Below are 19,239 nucleotides of genomic sequence, written 5' to 3'. Positions count from 1 at the left end.
CATGCTATTCCTCTAGGCCCTGTTCCTGGAGCCAGGCCTTCGCGGTTCGCTTGGAGACCCTGGTCAGCCATGCCTCAGCGATCAATTCACGGAGAAATTCCTCGTCCATATCCGCCAGGGTGAAGAGCACCACAGGGTAGCCCTCCATATGGGGAACGTCGAACAGGAGGTCCGGATAACTCTGGAGGAGCGAATCCTTGTTCTCCATGTCGTTGACGTGGATGGATCCAACTGGCTCGTCGGGCCACGGAGTTCCACGTTCTTCCAATTGCTTCAAGTCCGTCTTGCTGGGAAGTCGTTCCCAGACGACGAGGCCGCGTTTGGTTCGCCAGGTGGGGGCGCCGTCATAACCCGACACTTTTTCGAAGACTTCGGGGAAATCCAGTGCGATGCGCCGGACGTCATCGATGCTGACCATGAGAACCTCCGCAGGGAAGGGCGATAGTTCACTCAAGGATAGCGATATCCGAGATCAGCACCTCGCTCTGTGGCAGCCAGTTACCCGGGATGTTGCAGAATCAGCCGATTTTGGTCCACATAATGCCACTCGGCGAGGAACCCTCTGCCGGACCTGCAGCCGGCTAGGGCGGTTAGTCGAGCGCTAGCCAGACTGCGCAGTCGGTCAGCACCGAATCGGTGACTCCCGGCCAGCTGCTGACGAGGACCCGGGCGTTGTCGGGGATCCGCCACGGGGTGGTGCCGGTGTTCAGAACCACGCGAGTCGTTCCAGCCTCGGAGCTGACATCGAAGATGAGGAGGCCTGAGTCGTCAGCAATGGAATCGTCGGCGCTAGCGGTCAACTCGGCGGGCTCGATGAAGTCGAGCGACCCGGATCCGAGACCGCGCTCACGGCGGACCCGAAGCAAGGTCCGGTACAGCTCCAGAGCGGAGTTCGGGTCGCCCTCTTGCTGGTCCACAGCTATGTCTCCGAAGCACTCCGGTTGTGGCAGCCACGAGTTGTCGTTTTTGCCGAAGCCGTAGGAGGGGGCGTCCTTGACCCAAGGGATCGGCACGCGGCAGCCGTCGCGGCCGAGACGCTCACCGGCGGTGCGGATGAAGATGGGGTCTTCGCGGGAGGCATCGTCAAGGTCGAGGACCTCCGGAAGTCCCAGCTCTTCGCCCTGGTATAGGTATCCGCTGCCGGGCAGTCCGAGCATCAGAGTCGACGCGGCGCGGGCACGGTGGGCGCCGACGACTGGGTCCGGCTCCGGGACGGCCTCCGCCAACTGGGACACCAGGTGCTTCGGGTCCAGCGCCAGGCGGGTGGCCGGGCGGATCACGTCATGATTCGACAGGACCCAGGTGGCCGGGGCCCCGACGATGTCATTGGCCTCGTAGGTCTCCCGGATACACTTAGCAAGGAAGGATGCGTCCCACGGAGCGTCAAGGAATGAGAAGTTGAAGGCTTGGTGGAATTCATTGGGGCGGACGTAGCGGGCGATGCGGGAGTACGGCTCGACCCAGGCCTCGGCGACCATCGCGCGGTCACCCGGGTAAGTATCGAGGAGCTTCCGCCACTCCGGGTAAATCTCGTGGACGCCGTCCTGGTCCCAATAGGGAGAAGTCTGCGTTGCCATGCCGTCGCCGGCCATTTCGCGCGTGGTCATCTTTGCATCCGGAAGTCCGTCTGCTTTGACTAGACCGTGTGCGACATCCACCCGGAATCCGTCGACCCCGCGGTCCAACCAGAATCTCAGGATGTCGAGGAACGCCTCGCGCACTGCCTGCTTGTTCCAGTTCAGGTCCGGCTGGCTGGAATCGAAGAGGTGCAGGTACCACTGGTCCTCGTTGGGAGTCTTCGACCACGCGGAGTTGCCGAAGACAGACTCCCAATTGTTCGGCGGAGTATCAGGGTTCTCCGGGTCAATGTCCCGGAAGATGTACCAGTCGCGCTCATAGGAACCCGGCTCGGCGGCCAAAGCCCGCTGGAACCACGGATGCTGATCGCTTGTGTGGTTCGGAACCAGATCGAAGATCACCTTCAGGCCCAGTTCGTGGGCTCGCTCGATTAGGTCGTCGGCGTCGCGGAGGTTGCCGAACATGGGCTCGACGTCGCAGTAATCGGACACGTCATAACCTGCGTCCTTCTGGGGTGAAGGATAAAACGGCGAGATCCACACGGCGTCCACACCGATGCCCCGCAGGTACTCCAACCGTGAGGCGATGCCCTTCATATCTCCAATTCCGTCACCATTCGCGTCTGCGAAGGAGCGCGGATATACCTGGTAGATCACTCCACTTCGCCACCATTCATCTTGTTCAGAGGAAGGATGGAACGGAGCAGCCTTCGTCAACTTGGACGCGGAGCTTGCGGAGGAGGCAGAGGTCACGGAAGAGCCCTTTCGTCGGTGGCGTGATCTGGAATGGAAGGTCAGTCACTGTCGATCGCGGAAAGAACCACAATCGACTGAGACAGTGCAGGGTAGGTGGTCGGAGAGTCCGGGCCGGAAACGTCGGGAAGCGGGGTTTTATCGTCATTCCCGTGGCGCGCTGAGTCGATCTCCAGCTGCCAGCGGCGGCCGTCACTGGGGTCGGGAAGGGTGACGTCTGTGTCGCCACCCAGGCTGATGATGATCAGGACATGGTCATCCACGCCCGCACCATTGGGGTCGTCGCTGGCACCGCGGATCTGCACCGCGACGGTACGGAAATCGGAGCTGTGCCAGTCGTCATTGCCGGGGGTTTCTCCATCTGCCCGAGTCCACACGACCTCCGGCAGCCCGTCTGCCCGCTTCCGGCTATGGAGGAATGTGCGTTGACGCAGCACCGGCAACCGGTGGCGGACGGCGATGAGATCTCGGACGTACTCCGTCAGTGACGGATCCGCCGAGGTCCAGTCCAACCAGCCGATCTCGTTGTCCTGGGCGTAAGCGTTGTTGTTTCCGCCCTGGGTATTGCCGATTTCGTCTCCGGCGAGAATCATCGGAACACCCTGGGACACCAGCAAGGTCGCGAGCATGCCGCGGACCCTACGGCGACGAGAATCGACCACCCACGGATCTTCGGACGGTCCTTCGACACCGAAGTTGTCAGAGTAGTTGTCCCCATGGCCGTCGCGGTTTTCTTCGAGGTTCGCCCAGTTGTGCTTCTGGACGTAGGAGACGGCGTCGGCCAAGGTGTATCCGTCGTGGGCAGTGACGAAGTTGATGGAGGCATTGGAGCCACGGCCGGAATTATCGAAGACACCGGAGGAACCCAGGACCGCCGATGCCAGACCGAGCTGACCCATCGGCTCACCACGCCACACTCGGCGGACGCGGTCGCGGTACCAGTCATTCCACTCCGACCACGGGAAAGGGAAGTGACCGAGCTGGTATCCGCCGGGGCCGATGTCCCAGGGCTCGGCGATGAGCTTGGTCGTCGCGAGCACCGGATCCTGGCGGGCAGCCTGGAAGAAGGCGCCCGTGGGTTTGAATCCGTGCTCGGTGCGCCCGACGGTTGCCGCGAGGTCGAAGCGGAATCCATCGAAGCCGTAGTGCTCGACCCAGTGCCGGAGGCTATCCAGCATCAGGCGCATCACCATCGGCTCTTCAGCCGCGACGGTGTTTCCGGTCCCGGTGTCATTGACGTAGTGGTGGCCATTGCCGGTCAGTCGGTAGTAGCCGCGGTTGTGGAGGCCTCGGTAGCTGACATGCGGGCCGAGTCCGTCGCCTTCACCGGTGTGGTTGTAGACCACGTCGAGGAATACTTCGATCCCGGCCTCGTGCAGCGTGTGCACCAGATGGCGCAGTTCAGCGTCGGCGTCTTCCTTGGCGTAGCGCGGCTCTGGGGCGAGCCAGCAGATCGGCTGGTAACCCCAGTAGTTCGTCAGGCCGCGGTCCACCAAGTATTCGTCGTCGATGAATGCCTGCAACGGAAGAAACTCGATGGCAGAGATGCCAAGGTCCTTAAGGTGCTTGATGATTGCCGGGTGCGCCATGCCGGCGTAGGTGCCGCGGAGCTCCTCGGGAACATCGGGGTGAGTCGCCGTGAGGCCCTTGAGGTGGCCTTCGTAGATGACCATGTCTGAGAGGTCATGCAGCGGGCGGTTCGAGGCAGGGTCGGGACCGTCGACAGTCGGCGCAGCCACAATCGCCTTGGGCACCACCGGAGCACTGTCCCGGTAGTCCAACGTGAAGTCGCCGTCGGGTTCGACGACACAGTCAACCATGAGCGGATCCCACACCAGCGGGCCGTCGATTAGACGGGCATAGGGGTCAATCAGCAGTTTCGCCTCATTAAAGCGAAGACCTGCACGGGGGTCGAACGGTCCGTTGGCACGCAGTCCGTAGCGGGTCCCGGGCGCAACATCTGCGACATGTCCATGCCAAACGTCACCGTCGCGGAAGGGGAGGGTGATGCGGGTCTCGGTATCGGAGTCATCGAACAGACACAGTTTTACTGCGTCTGCCTCTGGTGCCCACACCGCGACATTCACACCGGCGGGATCGACGGTGACACCCAGGGGCCAGGATCGACCTGACGTGACTGGGTGGTGCACCTTGCTTCCAGCGTTGTTGTTGTTCACGGTGTCCACAGTGCCAGATTGACGTTTCAGACAGATAGCGCGATTACAGCGCTAGCTCGGTGAACAGGGTGCCGTACCGGCTGGCAGATACGCCCCAGTCGACCGGGGTGTGCATCCCCTGAGCGCGAAGCCTGACCCATGCCTCGCGGTCCTGGTAAAAGTCCAAGGCCCGTCCGAGTGCGAAACTCAGCGCGCCAGCGTCGATGTGACCACCCTGGCGCCAGTCGCCAAAAGTGAAGCCGGTTGCGGTGCCGTTCTCCAGGTTCTCTGGGTTGGCGTCCGTGACGGTGTCCCGCAGGCCACCGGTGCAGGCGACGACCGGGATCGCGCCGTAGCGCAGACCGTAGAGCTGCGTCAGACCACAGGGTTCGAAACGCGAGGGCACGACCACGATGTCGCCTCCGGCGTACATGCGGTGGCTTTTGGCCTCGTCGTAGCCGATGTATAGGCCGACCTTGCCGGGATAGCGCCACGCCAGGTCTCCGAGTCGGTACTCCAACTCTGGGTCGCCGGAGCCGAGAATCGCTACGGCGCCGCCGTTGTCCAGGAAACCGGGCAGAGCGTCGACGAGCATGTCGATGCCCTTTTGATGCGACAGCCTGGTGACGACGACAGCAAGGGGACCCTCGGGCTCGTTGAGTCCGAACTCGTCCAGCAGAGCCTGGCGGTTGGCCTCTTTGTCTTCGGGAGCCGCTGCGGAGTAGGGGGTGACGTGCGGATCCGTTGCTGGATCCCACGTCTCGGTGTCGATGCCGTTGAGGATGCCGGACATTTCGCCGCGGTCAGTCCGGGCTTGAACCACGCCTTCCATGCCAAATCCGAAGGCGCCGTCGCATAGCTCCTCGGCGTATGTCGGACTGACTGTGGTGATGCGTGACGCGTGCATTAGTCCAGCCTTCAGCGTGCTGACCAGTCCGTGGTACTCCAGCCCGTCCGGGTGGAAATCCCAGGTGGGCAGCCTCAACCGGTCGAGCTGGTCTGGTCCGAACACACCTTGGAAGGCGATGTTGTGGATCGTCAGAACCGTCGGGATCTCGGACTTGGCGTACTTAAGGTAGGAAGGAACGAGCCCAGCCTGCCAGTCATGCGCGTGGACGATCTCTGGGCGCCACCGGTCGCTGGTTCCTTCGATCGCGATTCTCGCACCGACCCAGGACAGCGCGGCGAACCGGACATGGTTGTCATGGTGATCATGTCCGTCCACGTTGTACGGGCCGCCTGGCCGATCGAAAAGGTGGGGGGCGTCGAGAAGCAAAAGAACAAGGCCCTTGTACTTCGCATACCGGACGCAGGCCGGACCACCGAAAAGGTCATCATCCCGCCAGATGCGGCGGGTATTGCCGACGGCGTCCAAGATGCCCGGGTACGCGGGCATGAGAATCCGGGTGCTCCAGCCATACGGCTCGAGGGCAGCCGGCAGGGCACCGACCACGTCTGCAAGACCGCCGGTCTTCAGTAGGGGTGCGCACTCCGACGCGACTGACAAAACACGGCGCTGACGGGCCATGGTCGGGGTCCTTTCGGGGAGTTACTTGTCGAGGTTCTCGGCGCGGTGGTCGAGCATCGGCTGGGTAATGAGGACGGTGCCGCCGTCAGAGACACGGAACCACTTGGCATCCTCCTCTGGGTCCTCGCCCACGACGAGGCCGGACGGGATGACCAGACCGGAGTCGAGCACACAGTTCTTCAGACGCGCGCCACGGTTAACGGTGACGTACGGCAGCGCCACAACATGGTCTAGCTGGGAGAACGAGTGTAGACGCGCACCGGTGGACAGCAGCGAGTTGTAGACCTCGGCACCACTGATTACGGAATTACCGGCGACGAGCGATTGCACGGCCATGCCGCGGCGGCCTTCGTCGTCGTGCACGAACTTCGCCGGCGGAGTGAGCTCGGAGTAGGTCCAGATCGGCCAGGAATTGTCGTAGAGATCAAGTTCCGGAACGAATTCAGTCAGGTCGATGTTGGCCTGCCAGTACGCGTCGATCGTTCCTACGTCGCGCCAGTAGGGCTCGGTCTCCAGGCCGGACATGATGCAGGACTCGCTGAACTTGTGGGCGTACGCACCGCCGGCCTCCACGATCGCCGGAATCAGATCGTGGCCGAAGTCGTGGCTGGACTCCTTGTCGACGGAGTCCTCCAGGAGCAGCTCGCGCAGGTACGCCCAGTCGAAGATGTAAATACCCATCGATGCCAGCGCCATGTCCGGGTTGTCCGGCATCCCCGGCGGGTCAGCGGGCTTCTCCAGGAAGTCGACGATCTTGCCGGTCTCATCCGCGTGCATGACACCGAAAGCGCTGGCCTGCTCACGCGGAACAGTCAGACAGCCGACAGTGACGTCTGCGCCGGTCGACACGTGCTCACGCAGCATGACCTCGTAGTCCATCTTGTAGATGTGGTCAGCCGCCAGGACGATGATGTACTTCACGTCGTAGTCGTCGACGATGTCTATGTTCTGGCGGACTGCGTCAGCGGTGCCCTTGTACCAGTGGTCCTCGGAAACCCGCTGGCTGGCGGGGAGGATATCCAGGTACTCGTTACGCTCTGCACGGAAGAAGCTCCAGCCACGCTGCAGGTGACGGATCAGGGAGTGCGCCTTGTACTGGGTCGCCACCGCCATCTTCCGGATGCCTGAGTTGTAGGCGTTGGACAGTGGGAAGTCGATGATGCGGGCTTTTCCACCGAAGTGCACAGCCGGCTTAGCGCGACGGTCGGTGAGTTCCTTGAGGCGGGAGCCGCGGCCTCCGGCGAGGACGAAGGCCATGGCCTGGCTGGTCAGACGCGGCGGTGCGCCGGCGGGAAGACGGTCGGAGTGTCGAGTCGGAGACATTATTTTTCCTCTACGAAGTAGATCGCGGTCAAGGGGGGAAGAGTGAGCATGGCGGACTGTTTCTCTCCGCCGGCGGGTACATCTTCGGTCTCGATGGCGCCGGTATTGCCTCGGTTAGCGCCGCCGTAGGCCTCTGAGTCGGTGTTGAGTTTCTCCAGCCAACGCCCGGCGACAGGGAAGCCGACCCGGAAGCCGGTTCTTTCGATGGGTGTCAGGTTCAGCACGACCACGACGTGGGGGTCTTCTGGGTCGCCTCGCCGGGTCCAGGCGAAGACTTGCTCATCGAAGGCGTCGATAAGCAGCCACTGGAATCCACGCGGGTCGTTGTCGTACTTGTGCAGTGCCGGTTCGGAGCGGTAGATCCGGTTGAGGTCGCGCACCACGGACTGGACGCCCTTGTGCCCGGGATCTTCCAGTACGGACCAGTTGAGGCTGGAGTAGTTGTCCCACTCCGCCGGTTGTCCGATTTCTTGGCCCATGAACAGGAGTTTCTTGCCTGGGTAACCCCACATGTAGGCGTAGAAGGCTTTGAGATTGCCGAGTTTGTCGGCGTGGTTGCCCGGCATTCGGCCATACATCGAGCCTTTGCCGTGCACGACTTCGTCATGGCTGATCGGCAGCAGGAAGTTCTCGGTGAATGAGTAGGTGATACCGAAAGTCAGCAGGTCCTGGTGGTACTTGCGGTGGGCGGGGTCCTTGCCGAAATACCGCAGCGAATCGTTCATCCAGCCGAGATTCCACTTGTATCCGAAGCCCAGACCGTCATTGTGGACCGGACGGGTCACACCGGGGAAGGTGGTGGATTCCTCGGCGATCATGGTGATGCCGTTGTTTTCCTCGTATGCGGCGTAGTTCGCTTGCTTCACGAACTCGATGGCCTCGTAGTTTTCTCGGCCACCGTCCTTGTTGCGGATCCATTCACCGTCTTCGCGGGAGTAGTCGCGGTGCAGCATGGAGGCGACTGCGTCGACGCGCAGGCCGTCCAAGTGGTACTCGTCGAGCCAGTACAGCGCGTTGGAGACCAGGTAATTCAGTACTTCCGGGCGCCCGTAGTTGAAGATGAGCGTGTTCCAGTCCGGGTGGTATCCCTCGCGGGGGTCCTGGTGTTCGTACAGGGCGGTGCCGTCGAATCGGCCGAGGCCGTGGGCATCGGTGGGGAAGTGGCCGGGGACCCAGTCAGCGATGACACCGAGGCCCTTGGCATGCGCGGCATCTACGAACGCGGCGAACTGTTCCGCTGTGCCGTATCGGGTCGTCGGCGCGAATAGTCCGATCGGCTGGTATCCCCAGGATCCGTCGAACGGGAACTCGCTGATTGGCAGCACCTCGATGTGGGTGAATCCGAGGTCGTGGGCATAGTCGACCAGTTCGGTCGCCAGCTCCAGGTAGGTCAGGGGCAGGGTGCCGTTGTCGGCGACGACCTGCGTGTGTCCGTCCGCGTCGAGGACTTTCGTCCTCGGCTCCTCTTTTGCTTCCCGACGTTTCCAGCTCCCCAAATGCACCTCATACACACTGATGGGAGCATTGATTGAGTTGATCTTGTAGCGGTTGGTGACCCAGGCGCTATCGGTCCAGGTGTGCTGTCCGAGTTTGCGGACCACCGAACCGGTGGCCGGTGGGTGTTCGGCGCCGAAGCCAACTGGGTCGGCCTTCATCGGAAGTCCCTGGCCGTCCGGGCCAAGTAGTGAGTACTTGTAGACGGTTCCTTCAGAAAGCCCCGGCACGAAGATCTCCCAGACACCGGTGGCGCCGCGGGCACGCATTGGGTGTGCGGTGGAGTCCCAGTCGTTGAAGTCGCCGACCACTGAAACTCGGCTTGCGTTGGGGGCCCAGACAGCAAAATGGACGCCATCAGTCTTCTCGTGGGTAACCAGGTGCGCCCCCAGTACCTTCCACAGACGACGGTGCCGGCCTTCGCCGATGAAGTACTCATCCATCGCTCCCATGACGGGGCTGAACCGGTAAGGATCTTCACGTTCTTCCGACGTTCCAGAGGGCCACTGAATCTTCAGCCGGTAGTACGGGAGGAAGTCACCAACGAAGATCGAATCGCTGTCCGGATGCTGGTCCAGTGTGATCTCGGTTGTGTCGTTGATCGCCCAGACCTGTTCTGCCCCGGGGATTCTGACCACCACATGTTTTCCGTCGGAGGTGGGTCCGAGAGCCGAGAACGGATCTGGGTGGTTCCCCTCCACCAGCCGGGAAACGTCCGCAGCTTCGAGGATGGATCGTGCGGAAAGCTCGTCGGCCATCTCGACTCCTCAGTCAATGGGAATAGTTACCCCATCCAAACATGAAATGCGCCACATTGTCGGGCGGGAAGATTGACGGGCGGGGGTGGAGGCTAACCCCGTCAGCCTGTGCCCCGCCCGTTTCACCCGGTTACACCCCCGAAAGCGCTTTTCGGAGTGCTTTAGAGGGCAGAGGGAATGTCCCAAACCTCAGCCATGTACTCGCGCACCGAGCGGTCGGAACTGAAGTACCCCATGCGTGCGATGTTGAGCACTGCCATCTCCTGCCACCTGGTGGTGTCCTTGTAGGTGGCGTCGACTTCTTGCTGCGCGCGGTCGTAGTCATCGAAGTCGGAGGCGACTAGGAACCAGTCGCTGTTCCAGATCTGGTGCAGCAAGTCGCCGTAGCGGTGCTGTTCGTCCGGACTGAAGGTGCCTTCGGCGATTGCCTGGAGCACATCCTGGAGAGCCTGGCTGCGGCCAATATCGACGCGGGCGTGGTCTTCCTCGCCGCGGCGCTTCTCCACCTCGTCGGTGGTCAGACCGAACAGGAAGAAGTTGTCTTCGCCGACGTGTTCGCGAATCTCCACATTGGCGCCGTCGAGGGTGCCGATGGTCAGTGCGCCATTGAGGGCGAACTTCATATTGCCGGTTCCGGAGGCTTCCATGCCTGCAGTGGAGATCTGCTCTGAGAGGTCCGCGGCCGGGATGAGCTTCTCCGCCATGGTGACGTTGTAATTCGGCGGGTAGATCACCTGGAGGAGGTGCTTGGTGTCCGGGTCGTTGTTGACGACCTCGGCCACGTCATTGATCAGGCGAATGATCTGCTTGGCAGTGTCATAGCTCGGGGCCGCCTTGCCGCCGAAGAATTTCACACGCGGAACCCAACCGGCGTCCGGGTTCTTCTTGATCCGCTGCCAGTGAGCGATGGTCCACAGGATGTTTAGGAGCTGGCGCTTGTACTCGTGGATGCGCTTGACCTGTACATCGAAGAGGGCATTGGTGGGAATCTCGATGCCGCACTCGTCCTTGAGCCACTCGGCCAGGCGCACCTTGGCCTCGTGCTTGGTCACTCCATATGCGTGGAGGAACTCCGGGTCGCTGGACTTATCTTCCAGCCCGCGCAGGCGGTCCAGGTCGGTCTCCCAGCCTTCGCCGACGTTGTCGGTGATGAGGTTCGACAGCGGCGGGTTAGCTAGCTTCAGCCAACGGCGCGGGGTGACGCCGTTGGTGACATTGACGATGCGGCCCGGGGTCAGTGCCTCGAGCTTCGGGAAGAGGTTCTTGCGCACCAGGTCGGTATGCAGCGCAGAGACACCATTGACGCGGTGAGACATGACAAACGCGAGGTCGCCCATCTTCACCTGGTCATGCTCGATGAGACGCAGACCTTCGGCGCGGGGACCGTGCAGTTCGATGATGCGGTCGTCGAGACGCTCGATGATCTGCAGGTGACGCGGCAAAACCTTGCGCATGAGGCCGACGGACCACTTCTCCAGCGCTTCCGGCAGGAGGGTGTGGTTGGTGTAGCCGAGGACCTGGGTGGACAGGTCGGCTGCTTCGGAGAATCCGAACCCGTGATCGTCGGTCAGCAGGCGAATGAGCTCCGGGCCGGCGATGGCCGGGTGGGTGTCGTTCATCTGGATGGAGACGAACTCCGGGAGACGACGCAGGTCATCGTGCGCATCGGTGAAGCGGCGCATGATGTCCTGAACCGACGCGGAGGAGAGGAAGTACTCCTGGGACAGGCGGAGTTGCTTGCCACGCTCGGTGGTGTCATTCGGGTACAGCACGCGGCTCAGGGTGCGAGCCCAGGCCTCAGGCTCAGCGGCAGCAGTGTAGTCACCTGCGTTGAAGCGGTCGAGGTTGAAGAGCTTGGCGTCGGGAAGCGCGGCCCAGAGCCGCAGGGTGTTGACCCACTTGCCCTGGTAGCCGGCGACCGGGGTGTCGTGCGCGGCAGCGACGACGGTGTTGCGGGGGATCCACAGGTCCTGGCCGTCACGGTTTTCAATGTGGCCGCCGAGGTTGACCTCGTAGGCAGACTCCGGGCGGGTGAAGCTCCACGGATCTTCATTGGTCAGCCAGTCCTCGGGGGCCTCGACCTGGCGGCCGTGTTCGAAGCTCTGCTTGAACAGGCCATGCTCGTAACGCAGTCCGTAGCCGTAGCCGGGGCAGCCGACGGTGGACATGGAGTCTAGGTAGCAGGCAGCCAGGCGGCCAAGGCCACCGTTTCCGAGGGCGGCGTCCGGCTCATCCTGCACGATGTCCTGGAAATCGATGCCGAAGTCCCCAAGGACCTCTTCTGCGACTCCGCGCAGCCCGAGGTTAATGGTGGCGTCCTCCAGCAAACGGCCGATGAGGAACTCCATCGACAGGTAGTAGACGCGTTTGCGGTCCTCATCCCAGGTACGACGAGTCGACGCGAACCACGGGGACATCACACGGTCGCGGATGGCGTGGGACAGCGCGATGCGCCAGTCGTAGCGGGAAGCGTGGCCCGGGTCCTTGCCGACTGAGAACTTCAGGTGGTTCAGCAGTGACCAGCGGAAGTGATCGTGTGTGGGCTCCGGCAGCTCGAAGTTGTCCACGTCTGGACCTTGGACGTCGATTTTTTCTGTCATGGCTCTCCTGCGATCAACGATGGGCTGATGTGGCGTAACTAACACCGTTTCTGACTTGTCCAAGCATAGAGGCAATTCGCTTTTGTCGCGCGAAATGCCTGCTTAGCGGGTCCATGTCACGTCAACCATAGGTAGATCGATCTACCTAATATATGGTGCTGGCATGACGTCGCGTACACCAGCGAAAGACAAGATTCTCGAGGCCGCAGCGCGCCTCTTTTATGCCAACGGGATGGCCGCTACCGGCGTGGACACGATCACCGCGGAGGCGGGCGTCGCCCGCATGAGTCTCTACAACAACTTCGCGTCGAAGGATGAGGTCATCGAGGCTTACATTCGAGCCCGCCATGATGAATGGCTCGGCCTCTATGCGGCTCGACTGGAGCATGCGAACACACCAGGGGAGAAGATCCGCGCGGTCTTCGAGGCCTACCGTGACCACGCCTCGTCCGCCTTTGACCAAGGCTTCCGTGGCTGTGGACTGCTGAACGCGGCCGCTGAACTGCCTGCCGGATCGCCTGGCCGAGAGGCGGTGCGAGAGCACAAAGAAGAAGTTGAATCGATCATCGCCGAGCACCTAGTGGTCGCCGGGATGGGCGACGCCGCACGTGATCTGGCAGAGCATCTATCTCTCCTGTTGGAAGGGGCTGTCACTCGCGCTGGGTTGGAGGGCACCCCAGACCTGATCGACCGGGCGATGGATATTGCACAGACTGTGCTTCCCGACGTCCCCCTCCACCCTTCATCCACCTCATGACCGGACCTAAGCCCACAGCGGGTGGTCAGCTAGTGGGGATCCTCGCAATCACAGTGACGTCACTGTTGTGGGGCACCACTGGTACCGCGGCGACATTCGCACCGGATGTTGGGCCCCTCGCGATCGGTGCGGCCGCGCTGGGAATCGGCGGAATCCTGCAAGCCCTCATTGCCGTGCCGGCACTGAAAAGATCGTGGCCAGTGCTCGTGAAGTACAAGGGGACGGTGCTCACCGGAGCCATTGGAGTCTTTGTGTATCCGCTGGCCTTTTACAGCTCCATGCACCTAGCCGGAGTAGCGATCGGATCGGTGGTGTCATTGGCATCTGCGCCGTTGGCCTCTGGTGTGCTGGAGCGGTTCCTAGACCGCTCACGCCTGAGCTGCTGGTGGGTGCTGGCGGCGGGAACTGGCGTGGTGGGCAGCGTTATGTTGTGTGCTTCGAGGATGGGTTCTGACACCGCCTCGAGCAGGGACACAGTGCTTGGCATCGGAGTAGGACTGCTCGCCGGAGTGTCCTATGCCGGCTACACCTGGGCAGTGCATCGGTTGATCTTCCTCGGAGCTGGCCGCAGCGCGTCGATGGGAGGAGTCTTCGGTGCCGGTGGCCTACTCCTGATGCCAGTGCTACTCATCACCGGAAAACCGCTGGTTGAATCCGCAGAGTCCTTCGGTGTCGCCGCTTATATGGCACTAGTCCCAATGTTCATTGGATACCTTCTTTTTGGCTTCGGCCTCACTCGGGTGAGTGCCAGCACCGCCACTACTGTCACCCTCACCGAACCGGCCATCGCAACACTTCTGGCAGTCGTCATCGTTGGCGAACGCCTAGATCCACTTGGTTGGGCCGGCCTCGCACTGCTCGCAGTGGTGCTGGTCATTCTGGGAGCAGCACCGACGAATGTGGGGGAGAGGGAAGGTGAAGGGGGACGTCGGGAAGCAAATAGTGAGGAGGAGGCTACGCCTGCTCCTGCCCGAACTCCGTGATCGACATGAAGTACTCCACCCGGCCCGGGTCAGTGATTTTTCCGGTTCGCACGAAATCGCCCCACACGGTGCGGAAACGACGGCCGGTCGCGTCGATCTCGTTCCACTCCAACCCGTCCAACAGGGTCGACCCTTTCCAGGTCTCCTTCGTGCCAAGCAGCAGCGGCACGTCAGAGGTGTGCGCCGAGAAGTACGGGTTCTCCGGGGCACCCCACTCCATCAGATAGCGGTAGCCGCGGCCGCCGCCAGACGCCCACAGGTCCGTGGCATCCTTCACCGAGCTGTACCAATCGGCAGTGTGCTTCTTCACGAAGGATTCCGAGGCATTGCGGCCGATCGCCGGCACTTCCCGCAGGGTGGTCCAAGATTTGATGTCCTGCATGTACATCGCAGTCTCGCGGGTGAGGCGGCCCATCAGCAGGTCGATGCGGCTCGCGGCCGACTTCAGCGCCTCGTCGATCCCGCCTTCACCCGGCAGTGGAGCTTGGTTGTAATTCAGCCCGAAGGGACCGCCCATGCGGGGATTGATCTTCATCGCAGCCTGGGTCGCGGTATGGGTGGCGGAGACCATCTCACCCAGAGGTGCATCCGCAGGCGGCGGACCGACAGACTCGACCATCGCCGGGAAATACTGGTGACGACGGATCTTGTATCCAATCGGCGCACTCTGCACGATTGCTCGGTGGAACAACCCACGGGCGCCGCCGACCTCTTGTGCCAGATCAGCGCCCTCAGCGGTGAGAACACCGAGAACGGCGTCAGCGCCAGCGGACTGACCACCAAGGGTGATGTTGTCTGAGTCCCCACCGAAACCTTCAATATTCCGCTTGACCCAGTGCAGAGCGACGATGATGTCGTAGAGGCCGAGGTTCCACGGGATTGACGGCTTTCCGCCGTTGGACTCCTCATCCATCGAGCCAAGGAAGCCGAACATGCCCAGGCGGAACGTTGGCGTCACCATGATGACGTTCTGCTCCTCGACCGCACGGACCGGGTCATTGGTGTTGACGTCTCCGCCACCGGTGATGAAAGCACCTCCGTGGATCCACACCACGACCGGCAGCTTCGCGTCTGCCGGAGTATTCGCCGGGATCGTGATCGACAAGCGGTGGCAGTCCTCCTCCTGGGGGAGGTTCGAGCGGTGCGGGGTCATCACCTGGGAGATATGCGACGCGCCGACCTGCGGGCACGCCGGGGTGCGCTCGCTGGCATCAACGACATCTCCGCCCGGAAGGTCCCCTGCTAGTACCGGCAACTGATAGCGCTCGGCAGTGGCGTAGCGAATGCTGCGGGCTCTATCGACTGCTCCCTCGCGAATTCCTCGGTAGGACCCGGCAGGGCACGTCCAGACAGGAGCGTCTGCGGTCCCAAAGGCATCGGCCAAAGCTGCGTCGTCGATGGCGGAAGTGGCGGTGGCCGTAGCACTGGTCGTATCGGTCATATAACAATTTTGTCACATGATGTTGGGGCGTATGCAGGCCTTTCCTGCAAAAGTCCAAAGAAATCACGCCTGATGGATACATCTGAGGCAGGAGTAGCCCGCGTCTGAGCCTGCTGTTGGGCAAACTAGAGATATGGCGTAACCCACGCGGCGGCGATGTCAGCCACTTGCTGAGCAGACCCGCTCACCGTGAGTCGGTGGTCAGCTCCGTCCAGACAGACCAGCGACGCCGCCCCTGAGCAATCATCCGTAGCCACCTGGAACATCTCGATTGCCTCGGCAAACGGTACGACTGAGTCCTTCGGCGCATGCAGGATTAGCAGCGGCCGACCAAGTTCGGCGAGTTTTGCGGCTGCATCGAAATTCTCCACCGATTCCAAGAACTCCGGACCTAATGACACCTGCCGACCGGCGATGACAATCTCTCTTGTTCCCGTCTCATCTGGATCGCACACGTCGCTGGCATGGTTCTTTATCGCCGCGTCGGGCCGGAATGGTGCGCCGACCACCGCGATAGCCTTCACTGTCGGCATCTGCGGAGCGGCCAGAATCGATGCGCTGGCTCCCAGGGAATGTCCGACGAGCAATGTTGGAGCTTCTTCCCGCTCTTTCAAGTATCGGTAGGCGGAGAGGAGGTCGGTGGTGTTTGAGGACAGCGTCGTAAGGCGAAAAGTTCCTTCAGAATCCCCGAGTCCGGTGAAATCGAGACGCAGGCTCGCAATGCCGTGATCTGCGAGGCGCTTGGCGATCCTCGATGCTCCCGGCGACTTCCGGCCGCAGGTGAAGCAGTGCGCGACAATCGCCCAGGCCTTCGGCGCCTCAAAGGGCCGGTCGATGGACGCGGCCAACATGAGTCCTTCCGCGTTGGGGAAGGTGACGTGTTCGGTGCGGTGTTTTCGGGTCCGTCGGGAGGGGATATCGGCGCTCACCCCTCGAGGGTATCGGAGTAGGGTTGGGGTCGTGACCACCGGTAATGCTCCCTCCCCAGCTCAGTTGCGTCCGGTGACTGGGCCGCTGCGGTGGGTGCTGGTGGCAGTTGGATCGATCAGTGTTGGGCTCGGGGCGGTCGGTGCTGTTCTCCCGCTGCTCCCGACGACCCCGTTTCTTCTCCTAGCCGTCCTCTGTTTCGCGAGGTCATCCGAACGCATGCATACCTGGCTGCTGGCCCACCGGTGGTTCGGGCCGTACATCGTCAATTACTACGCAGGAACAATGACGAAACGGCAGTTGGTGCAGACGCTCAGCATCTTGTGGCTCGGCTTAGGGTTCTCCGCCTATTTCATCGACAAGCCCGTCGTGTGGGGCGTGTTCGCGGCCTTGGGGATGTGCGTATCGATTCACCTGCTGACTCTTAAGCGCCGGCGTGCCAGAGGAGATGCCACGTGGCATTCCGGGGAGGCTGCTTAGTCGGGTAGTATTGCCCAGGTTATGGCGAAGAAGAATACGAAAAAAGGTAAGGCGAACTCCGGCAATCCCGTAGTCGCCACGAACCGCCGCGCGCGCCACGACTACAACATCTTGGAGACCTGGGAGTGCGGCATCGTGCTGGTCGGTACCGAGGTGAAGTCGATGCGTGACGGTAAGGCCTCGCTTGTCGACGCCTTCGCCACCGTCGATGACGGCGAAATCTGGCTCCGTGGCTTGCACGTGCCCGAGTACTCCCATGGCAGTTGGACGAACCACGCGCCCCGGCGCAGCCGAAAGCTCTTGTTGCACCGCCGTGAGATCGACTCCATCATGGGCAAGGTCCACGACGGCAATAAGACTCTGGTGCCGATGTCCCTGTACTTCAAGGATGGTCGGCTCAAAGTGGAACTTGCCTTGGCCAGCGGTAAGCAGGACTACGACAAGCGCCAGGACATCAAGCGTCGCACCGAGGAGCGGGAAGTTACCCGTGAGCTCGGCCGACGGGTCAAGGGCATTACCTCCTGACCTGAGCCGTTATTCCGAGTTGCTTGGCAACCCGCGGTTAGTTGTTGGAAGTCTCCGCGTAGACACGGGCGATCTCAGCGGCATACACCTCGGAACCGTCGAAGGTGGGGTGTGACGGCTGGTTGTACCGGTCGATATCGGTGTCCAGATATGCCGACATCAGCCGTTCGCCATCCGGTCCGCGCATCCCGGACTCGATTCCGCCTACGCCCTTCAGGTCTACGAACGTTGCCCCATTGGCTGCTGCGGCGCGCTGTTGGCGCGCATCAAGTGCGTACTCGCCCTGGTTCACGACAGCTGCCGGAACCTGTGGTGCAATACCAAATGCATTGATAGGGCAGAAGTAGTTAGTCCCATCGGGGCTCGTTATCTCCGGATATCCCACCAGCAGAATCTCCGCGTTCGGGGCATGGGCGCGGATTCCGTCGACAGCAACGCCTACCTTCTTCGCGTACTCGGAGTTCTGCTGCTCCGTAGGAGTCCACGACATACGAACCGCGTCGTTCGCGCCGATGAGAACCGTGACCAGTTCGGTGTTCTCGTCCAAGTGCGTGTTCGCGACGGCCGAATCAACCTGGTCCAGCAACCGCTTCCTTGCGTCGTCCTCGGGCATGTAGACGACAGAGCCGTTGCAGACGTACTCGTGGAGATCCAGGTTCGTCTTCTCTGCCACCCTGTGTCCGATGTTCACGGTCGAGGTATCGCATCCGCTGGCGGCGATAGTGGCTGCTCAATTCGGCTCATCATTGAACCCGGGATTCGCGGCGAATGAGTCACCAAAAGCGACGTAGTTTCCTCGAGCGTCACCAGCGTCGGCCGACCCCGAAGGATTAGGAACCGCGTGCGCTGACGCAGGGACGATGCACGCAGCGACGACGAGGGAGAGTGAAGCTGTGGCAGAGGCGACCGATGAGCCGACGGGCTTCGTTCCGGTACCTGACTTTCATGCGGTAATTCACCCGGGTCGAGAAGGAAGGTTGAGCAGGGGAGAGACAGCGGGCGGCGTCAAGACTAGTTATCCCTGCAGTTAATATTTGAGTTTTCAAGTAAAAACTTCATCTGTTGACGAGGTCGACTGGGGGTTGACTAAGTCGCGGATGCGGGGTTAAGGTCAACTATTCCGGTTGGTTGAATGACACGTTCCCGCCCGCCGGAAGCTGACGGGGCCGATTTTTGGTTTCGACTCAGTGCATTGAGCTAGGGGAAGCGTGCCGGTGCAGGCTAGAGACCACCGTAAGCGTCGTAGCAAACCCATAAGCGCCGAGAACACTCAGCGCGACTACGCCCTCGCTGCCTAAGTAGCGACCGCGTGTCTGTCAGACCGGGCAGGCCTCTGGCCCGGACCCTGGCATCGACTAGTGAGGCTCGCCAGTCCGATTGGCCGCAAGGTCGGACTGGGACTCTTACTTGCGGCTGGGCCCGTCATCCGGTCGTGTTTGTCCGAACCGGAGGGCCGAGCAGAGACTCCGCGCAAACTGCGCACGGAGAAGCCCTAGCGAGGTGACTGAGGACCCGGGTTCAATTCCCGGCGGCTCCACAATCGGATTTCCCCCGGCCCTGGTGGTCGGGGGTTTTCCTTTGTCTACCTGCTGTTTTGCGGTCATTCCGGAAGTGCAACAGTACGCATAGGTTAGCATTGATTGGCACGCCGTTGGCACGTAGGTTGGCACGCGGCGGGTTCAATCTTTCGGAAGATTCCCAACGAGGTGGACAGGTGCTGTTGCAAAGTTGGGGCAGTAGGAAGAGCGACGTGAAATAATCACAGCAATGGGTATCTTCTCCGGTCGTCATTTCCCCCGTGACATCATTCTGTGGGCAGTGCGGTGGTACTGCCGCTACGGTGTGAGCTACCGCGATCTGGAGGAAATGATGACTTCAGCGGGGCGTGCCGGTCGATCACACCACGATCTACCGCTGGGTCCAGAAATACGCCCCTG

14 protein-coding genes, 1 other RNA gene and 1 pseudogene are annotated in these 19,239 nt (G+C 61.7%); 6 read left to right on the top strand and 10 right to left on the bottom strand.

Features of this window, described 5'->3' with window-relative positions:
• Nucleotides 1-4: 4 nt before the first annotated feature.
• The 7 genes from YWU_RS0110285 to YWU_RS0110255 form a co-directional block, all read right to left on the bottom strand.
• A complete protein-coding gene (locus YWU_RS0110285; protein WP_027020406.1) occupies nt 5-418 on the bottom strand; it encodes a hypothetical protein in 414 nt (137 codons plus the stop codon).
• 172 nt (nt 419-590) lie between these two features.
• Nucleotides 591-2,330 carry a glycoside hydrolase family 13 protein gene (locus YWU_RS0110280; protein ID WP_027020405.1) on the bottom strand — a complete coding sequence of 580 codons (1,740 nt, stop codon included), beginning with the start codon at nt 2,328-2,330 and terminating at the stop codon, nt 591-593.
• Between the two features lie 41 nt (nt 2,331-2,371).
• Complete coding sequence (gene glgX, locus YWU_RS0110275) at nt 2,372-4,507, bottom strand: glycogen debranching protein GlgX (RefSeq protein ID WP_084142108.1); 2,136 nt, start codon at nt 4,505-4,507, stop codon at nt 2,372-2,374.
• 43 nt (nt 4,508-4,550) lie between these two features.
• A complete protein-coding gene (gene glgA, locus YWU_RS0110270) occupies nt 4,551-6,014 on the bottom strand; it encodes a glycogen synthase GlgA (protein ID WP_027020403.1) in 1,464 nt (487 codons plus the stop codon).
• A 21-nt stretch (nt 6,015-6,035) separates the two neighbouring features.
• Nucleotides 6,036-7,337 carry a glucose-1-phosphate adenylyltransferase gene (gene glgC, locus YWU_RS0110265; RefSeq protein ID WP_027020402.1) on the bottom strand — a complete coding sequence of 434 codons (1,302 nt, stop codon included), beginning with the start codon at nt 7,335-7,337 and terminating at the stop codon, nt 6,036-6,038.
• The gene (gene glgB, locus YWU_RS0110260) at nt 7,337-9,589 is read right to left on the bottom strand and encodes a 1,4-alpha-glucan branching protein GlgB (RefSeq protein ID WP_051260264.1); all 2,253 of its coding nucleotides are present in this window, start codon (nt 9,587-9,589) and stop codon (nt 7,337-7,339) included. Before glgB ends, glgC begins: the two co-directional genes overlap by 1 nt.
• 161 nt (nt 9,590-9,750) lie before the next feature.
• Nucleotides 9,751-12,189 carry a glycogen/starch/alpha-glucan phosphorylase gene (locus YWU_RS0110255; RefSeq protein WP_034647693.1) on the bottom strand — a complete coding sequence of 813 codons (2,439 nt, stop codon included), beginning with the start codon at nt 12,187-12,189 and terminating at the stop codon, nt 9,751-9,753.
• A gap of 163 nt (nt 12,190-12,352) precedes the next feature.
• On the opposite strand from YWU_RS0110255, the gene YWU_RS0110250 reads away from it, so the two are divergent.
• A complete protein-coding gene (locus tag YWU_RS0110250; RefSeq protein WP_027020399.1) occupies nt 12,353-12,946 on the top strand; it encodes a TetR/AcrR family transcriptional regulator in 594 nt (197 codons plus the stop codon).
• On the top strand, nt 12,943-13,929 hold the full coding sequence (locus YWU_RS16330; protein WP_051260263.1) for a DMT family transporter: 987 nt from the start codon (nt 12,943-12,945) through the stop codon (nt 13,927-13,929). The genes YWU_RS0110250 and YWU_RS16330 overlap by 4 nt, the downstream gene beginning before the upstream one ends.
• Here YWU_RS16330 and YWU_RS16325 read toward each other — a convergent pair.
• Both YWU_RS16325 and YWU_RS16320 read right to left on the bottom strand, forming a co-directional pair.
• The gene (locus YWU_RS16325) at nt 13,901-15,370 is read right to left on the bottom strand and encodes a carboxylesterase family protein (protein ID WP_051260262.1); all 1,470 of its coding nucleotides are present in this window, start codon (nt 15,368-15,370) and stop codon (nt 13,901-13,903) included. The genes YWU_RS16330 and YWU_RS16325 overlap by 29 nt on opposite strands.
• 125 nt (nt 15,371-15,495) lie before the next feature.
• Nucleotides 15,496-16,299 (bottom strand): alpha/beta hydrolase family protein, encoded by an 804-nt coding sequence (locus tag YWU_RS16320; RefSeq protein WP_156892798.1) that lies wholly within the window; start codon nt 16,297-16,299, stop codon nt 15,496-15,498.
• A 31-nt stretch (nt 16,300-16,330) separates the two neighbouring features.
• Between YWU_RS16320 and YWU_RS16315 the strand changes: the two genes are divergently transcribed.
• On the top strand, nt 16,331-16,777 hold the full coding sequence (locus YWU_RS16315; protein ID WP_240484119.1) for a YbaN family protein: 447 nt from the start codon (nt 16,331-16,333) through the stop codon (nt 16,775-16,777).
• 21 nt (nt 16,778-16,798) lie between these two features.
• Entirely contained in the window at nt 16,799-17,302 is a 504-nt protein-coding gene (gene smpB, locus YWU_RS0110225; RefSeq protein WP_027020398.1) for an SsrA-binding protein SmpB, read from the top strand.
• Between the two features lie 37 nt (nt 17,303-17,339).
• On the opposite strand, the gene YWU_RS16310 is transcribed toward smpB, so the two are convergent.
• Nucleotides 17,340-18,023 carry a GDSL-type esterase/lipase family protein gene (locus YWU_RS16310; RefSeq protein ID WP_084142100.1) on the bottom strand — a complete coding sequence of 228 codons (684 nt, stop codon included), beginning with the start codon at nt 18,021-18,023 and terminating at the stop codon, nt 17,340-17,342.
• Nucleotides 18,024-18,464: 441 nt separating this feature from the next.
• On the opposite strand from YWU_RS16310, the gene ssrA reads away from it, so the two are divergent.
• Nucleotides 18,465-18,842: a transfer-messenger RNA gene (gene ssrA, locus YWU_RS17950) on the top strand.
• A gap of 227 nt (nt 18,843-19,069) precedes the next feature.
• A pseudogene (locus tag YWU_RS17945) lies at nt 19,070-19,239 on the top strand (IS6 family transposase); the annotation flags it as partial.

It is taken from the genome of Corynebacterium sputi DSM 45148, from assembly GCF_000427865.1.
Taxonomy (GTDB): Bacteria; Actinomycetota; Actinomycetes; order Mycobacteriales; family Mycobacteriaceae; genus Corynebacterium; species Corynebacterium sputi.
This window is presented reverse-complemented; position numbering and strand designations above follow the sequence as displayed.

Excerpts from the sequence above, each read along its gene's own strand:
- YWU_RS0110285 (WP_027020406.1), bottom strand. The coding sequence starts at position 418 with ATGGTCAGCATCGATGACGTCCGGCGCATCGCACTGGATTTCCCCGAA.
- glgA (WP_027020403.1), bottom strand. The coding sequence starts at position 6,014 with ATGGCCCGTCAGCGCCGTGTTTTGTCAGTCGCGTCGGAGTGCGCACCC.
- glgC (WP_027020402.1), bottom strand. The coding sequence starts at position 7,337 with ATGTCTCCGACTCGACACTCCGACCGTCTTCCCGCCGGCGCACCGCCG.
- glgB (WP_051260264.1), bottom strand. The coding sequence starts at position 9,589 with ATGGCCGACGAGCTTTCCGCACGATCCATCCTCGAAGCTGCGGACGTT.
- YWU_RS0110255 (WP_034647693.1), bottom strand. The coding sequence starts at position 12,189 with ATGACAGAAAAAATCGACGTCCAAGGTCCAGACGTGGACAACTTCGAG.
- YWU_RS0110250 (WP_027020399.1), top strand. The coding sequence starts at position 12,353 with ATGACGTCGCGTACACCAGCGAAAGACAAGATTCTCGAGGCCGCAGCG.
- YWU_RS16330 (WP_051260263.1), top strand. The coding sequence starts at position 12,943 with ATGACCGGACCTAAGCCCACAGCGGGTGGTCAGCTAGTGGGGATCCTC.
- YWU_RS16325 (WP_051260262.1), bottom strand. The coding sequence starts at position 15,370 with ATGACCGATACGACCAGTGCTACGGCCACCGCCACTTCCGCCATCGAC.
- smpB (WP_027020398.1), top strand. The coding sequence starts at position 16,799 with ATGGCGAAGAAGAATACGAAAAAAGGTAAGGCGAACTCCGGCAATCCC.